General features: G+C 72.1%; 4 protein-coding genes. 1 reads left to right on the top strand and 3 read right to left on the bottom strand.

From position 1 onward, the window contains the following. From E1291_RS39735 to rraA, 3 genes are all read right to left on the bottom strand, one after another. The coding region (locus tag E1291_RS39735; protein WP_207401203.1) for a hypothetical protein at positions 1-181 on the bottom strand (181 nt) is incomplete at its 3' end. Between the two features lie 130 nt (positions 182-311). After that, on the bottom strand, positions 312-2348 hold the full coding sequence (locus E1291_RS39730) for a M6 family metalloprotease domain-containing protein (protein WP_242614672.1): 2037 nt from the start codon (positions 2346-2348) through the stop codon (positions 312-314). A 182-nt stretch (positions 2349-2530) separates the two neighbouring features. Continuing rightward, the gene (rraA, locus tag E1291_RS39725) at positions 2531-3016 is read right to left on the bottom strand and encodes a ribonuclease E activity regulator RraA (protein ID WP_131743163.1); all 486 of its coding nucleotides are present in this window, start codon (positions 3014-3016) and stop codon (positions 2531-2533) included. 164 nt (positions 3017-3180) lie between these two features. On the opposite strand from rraA, the gene E1291_RS39720 reads away from it, so the two are divergent. After that, the coding region (locus E1291_RS39720) for a protein kinase family protein (RefSeq protein ID WP_503108259.1) at positions 3181-4214 on the top strand (1034 nt) is incomplete at its 3' end.

The raw sequence follows: 4214 nt of genomic DNA, 5'->3' as shown, positions 1-4214 counted from the left end.
CCCGCCGGAGGTCGAACTCGGCGAGTTCTCCGGCCAGCGCCGGGCGGGCGGCGGCCGAGCCCGGCACGGGCCGCGCGGACGCGGAGGCCGGACGGACGCCGCCCCTCACGGGGACCGGCGGGACGGCGGCCAGCGCGAGGAGGACGGCACAGGATCCGCCGCCCATCACCCCAAGTCGCATGATCATCACAGTCGGTTACATACCCCGGCGGAAGCCAGGAAACCGACCTTGTGGGACCGATCGGCAGGAACGCCGAACGGGACGGCCTCCCGGAGGAGACCGTCCCGCTCAGAAGGACGTCAGCGCCGCGTTACGGAAGGCGGCACGTCCCGGAGTCGGCCTTGGTCGGGTCGCTCTCGGAGGTGCCCGTGAGCGTCAGCTTGGCCTTGCGCTCGGCATCGGGGCCGGCCTTGGCCCAGACGTCGACCCAGGTCGCGCCCCTGGCCTCGGCGGTGGCCAGCTCGTTCGGCAGCCAGGTCGTCCAGCCCTTGCCCGCCACGGAGGCCTTCAGGCGGTAGACGTCGGAACCGTAGTAGCCGGTGCCGCCCTTGCCGCTGTTGTGCAGCTCCATCCGGCACTTGGTCCAGCCGGAGCCCGCCGGGGAGGCGTTGCCCGAGTCGACCTTCACGCCGCGCCGCTGCGAGCCCGCGCCGTCCAGCGAGCGGATCGCCACGGTGTAGGACAGCACGCCCTTGTCGTCGCGCTTCAGGTCCAGGACGTAGAAGTGCAGGCGGTTGGCCTGGTCGACGTACTCGAACTGGCTGCCGGAGTTCGTGCCCGCGTGGTACAGGGCGTCCGAGAGCTGACGGTAGTCGCCGATCGTCATCTTCTGCGGCTCGCCGTTCGGCTTGACGAAGTCGGTCTTGTTGATGTCCTGCGGGTTGGCGTCCTTGACCCAGATGAACGGGGCCCGGTCCTGGTCCTTGGTCTTCGACAGCAGCACACCCGAGTCGGGGGTGAACGAGTCGAAGCCCATCCGGTCGACGACCTCGACCGTGTAGTTGTCGAACTTGCCGCCGTCGCACAGCGGGTCGGTGGCCGTGTCACACGCCGGGCTCTTGTCGCCGCCCGCGAGCTTCAGGTTGATGCCCGCCAGGTCGTTCTTGCCCGGCTCGACGGCGCGCGCGGTCACCTTGGCCACCACGGTCCCGTCCGCGGCGAGCGCGTCCCGGTTCAGCTGGAGCACCTTGTTCGAGTCCACGATGCCGAGCTTCAGCTTGTTGCGCAGCATGTGCTCGGCGCCCATCGACCCGCCGCCGGTGGCGGGGATCATCCACCGGCTGTGCGGGCCGCCCGGCCCGTTGAAGCTGCCGCGGCTCAGCATCTCCCACGGCCCGCTGTACGAGCGCCGCGCCGGGACGCCGTACGGGTTGTTGTAGTTGTCGCCGATGCCCAGGATGTGGCTGAACTCGTGGGCGAAGACGCCCATGCCGGAGCTCTCGGCCTGGGTGGAGCTGCCGCTGACCGCGTTCGGCCACAGCGACGAACCCGCCTGCCAGGACGTCCACTCGACGTACCGGGTCTTCACCCAGTTGGGCAGACCGGGGTCGCCCGAGCCCCACTCCGGCGGCACGTCCTCCTTGGAGTTGAACTTCATCTGCCCGAACTCCTGCCAGGTGGACGACTCGTCCTGCCCGGCGCTGAGGAAGAAGACGAAGTCGAACTTCTTGGCCGTCTCCTCGCCCACGTCCGCGATCCACGCGGCCCGCGCGTCCTTGCGGATGTCGCGCTGGCAGGTGTCCCCGGCGGGGCAGCCCGTCCCGGCCTGGAAGTCGTCCACGCCGTACTCGTGGTCCTTGGCGGGCATCTTGTAGGCACCGAACCCGGTGAGGTCCACCCCGTACCGGCCGCCGGAGTCCTCCATCCAGTACTCATGGAGGGTGTGGCCGTGGTTCAGGTCTTGTGGCTTGTTGAGGAAGTTCTCGTAGAACTTCGCCACCTCGGTGCGAGGGACGCCGCCCACGTTGGAAGGGTTGCCGAAGATGGTGGAGTTCTTAGGCTGGGTCACCACGAACGGCTGGTTCGGGTAGTCCACCAGGACGACGGCGCCCTTGAAGTTGCGGATCGACCCCTTCTTGGAAGAGTCGACCCACGAGGTGCCCGGGACGGACTTGTAGTCGTCCCAGGTCATCGTGTCGGGAAGTTCATAGTTCTGGGGGTCGATGGGGCGCGGTGCCCCGGCCGCGGCGAACGAACGGGCCTCCTGGCCGCGCTGCCATGGCTGCGTCTGCGGCCAGTGCCGCATCTGCCACGAGTTCTCCGTGGGCTTGGGTATCGGAGGTCTCGCCTGCGCGGCGGCCGGGATGGCCGCGAGCCCCGCGACCAGCACCGTTGCCGCCGCGGGCACCAACAGAATCTTCTTGGCGCGCATGTCTCCCCTGTCTCAGTCGTTGCCGAGAACGTAAAGACAGGGTGTCCCCCGCATCAATGGCCGACTTCCACGATCTTGCCGGAGTCGTCCTGGCATGTCACGCCGAGACCGTTTTTCGGTCAATTGTTATGGTCAGACCACGTTCCGTCCAAGGAAGATCACGTTCCGGGAAGACGGCGCCCGGCCAGGACGATCCCGTCCTCGTCCGCGTAGAGCCAGTCGCCCGGCCGGAACTCCACCCCGCCGAAGGAAACGGGCACGTCCACCTGGCCCGTTCCGTCTTTCGCGCTCTTGCGCGGGTTGGATCCGAGCGCCTTGACACCGAAGTCCAGCCCGCGCAGCGCCACCACGTCGCGGACCGCCCCGTGGACGACCGCGCCGGCCCATCCGTTGCGCACCGCCGCCGCGGCGATCATGTCCCCCATCAGGGCCGATGCCAGCGAACCCGCGCCGTCCACGACCAGCACGCGTCCCTCCCCCGGTTTGTTAAGCGCCGCCTTGACAAGGCCGTTGTCGCGCAGGCAGCGGACGGTCGAGACCGGCCCGGCGAAGCGGGCCCGGGCGCCGTACCGCCGGAACTGGGTCTCGCAGCTGCGCAGCTCGTCCCCGTAGTCGTCGATGAGGTCGGCGGTGGCGAAGTCCATGCCGGTAGCGTACTGGGCGGTAACCGCGTCGGCGGGGCGCCGCTCCGGCCGCCGTCCCGTGGAAACTGACTCTAGGATGACCATGATCAGTTCCATGGTCAGTTCACGGAACGGGCGTCCCGCCGCCCCGGGGCGGTCACCGCCCCGCCCCCTGGAGGCCGCCGATGCACTCCCCCGCCGCGCCCGTCCCGGCGTTCACGCCGCTGGAGCCGGGCGACCCGCCCCTGGTCGGCGGCTACCGCGTGCTGGCGCGCCTCGGCCCCGGCGGGGCGGAGCGCCCGGACGGCGCCGGCCACGGTCTCCTGGCGACCACGCAGAGCGGCCGGCGGCTGGCGATCACCGTCGTGCGCCCCTCGCTCGCGGCGGCCCCCGGGTTCCGCGACCGGTTCCGGCGGCGGATCGCGGCGGCGCAGCGGGTGCGCGGGCCCTTCCTCTCGGCGGTGGTCGACGGGCACGCCGAGGAGGGCCGCGCGTGGGCGGCCGCAGAGCACGCGCCCGGCCCCTCGCTGGCCACCGCGCTGGCCGCGGCGGGACCGCTTCCGGCCGGGACCGTCCGCGTGCTGGTCACCGCGCTCGCCGAGGCGCTCGAGGCGATCCACGCGGCGGGTCTCGGCCACGGCGACCTCACCCCGGCCGCCGTCCGCCTCACCGAGGGCGGGCCGCGGATCACCGCGGTCGGCGCGCTCGACCGGGACCCGGCGCCGGCCGACGACGTCCGCGCGCTCGGCCTGCTGGCCCTCGCCGCCGCGACCGGCCGGGCCGTGCCCGCACCGGACGGCACCGCGACGAACGACACCGCGACGAACAGCAGCGGGGAGGACGAGCCCGGCGCCGTCCAGGGGGTGGACCTGTCAGGGTGCCCCGACGGGCTGCGCGGCCTGGTCGAGCGTTGCCTGGCGACGAACCCGGGCGATCGGCCGGAGCCGCGCGCCGTCATCGCCGAGCTGGAGGAGCGACCGCCCACCGCTGGCTGGCTGCCGCCCGCCATCGCCGCGCTACTGCCCGCCCACCTCGCGGAGCCGCCGGGCCGGACTCCGCCGGAGGACCCTGCGCCAGCCCTGCGCCGCCCGGCCGATACGGCGTCCGATACCGTGCCCGGCACCGCGCCCGGCACGGCACGCGACACCGTGCCCGGCACGGCTCCGGCTGCGCCCGCCGCTTCGAAGCGCCGGGCGGCCGGGGAGCGGCCCGTCCTGCT

The sequence above is a fragment of the Actinomadura roseirufa genome (assembly GCF_900659635.1).
In the GTDB taxonomy this organism is placed as follows: Bacteria; Actinomycetota; Actinomycetes; order Streptosporangiales; family Streptosporangiaceae; genus Spirillospora; species Spirillospora roseirufa.
Note: the sequence above shows the minus strand (reverse complement) of the source record. Positions and strands in the feature narration are given on the sequence as shown.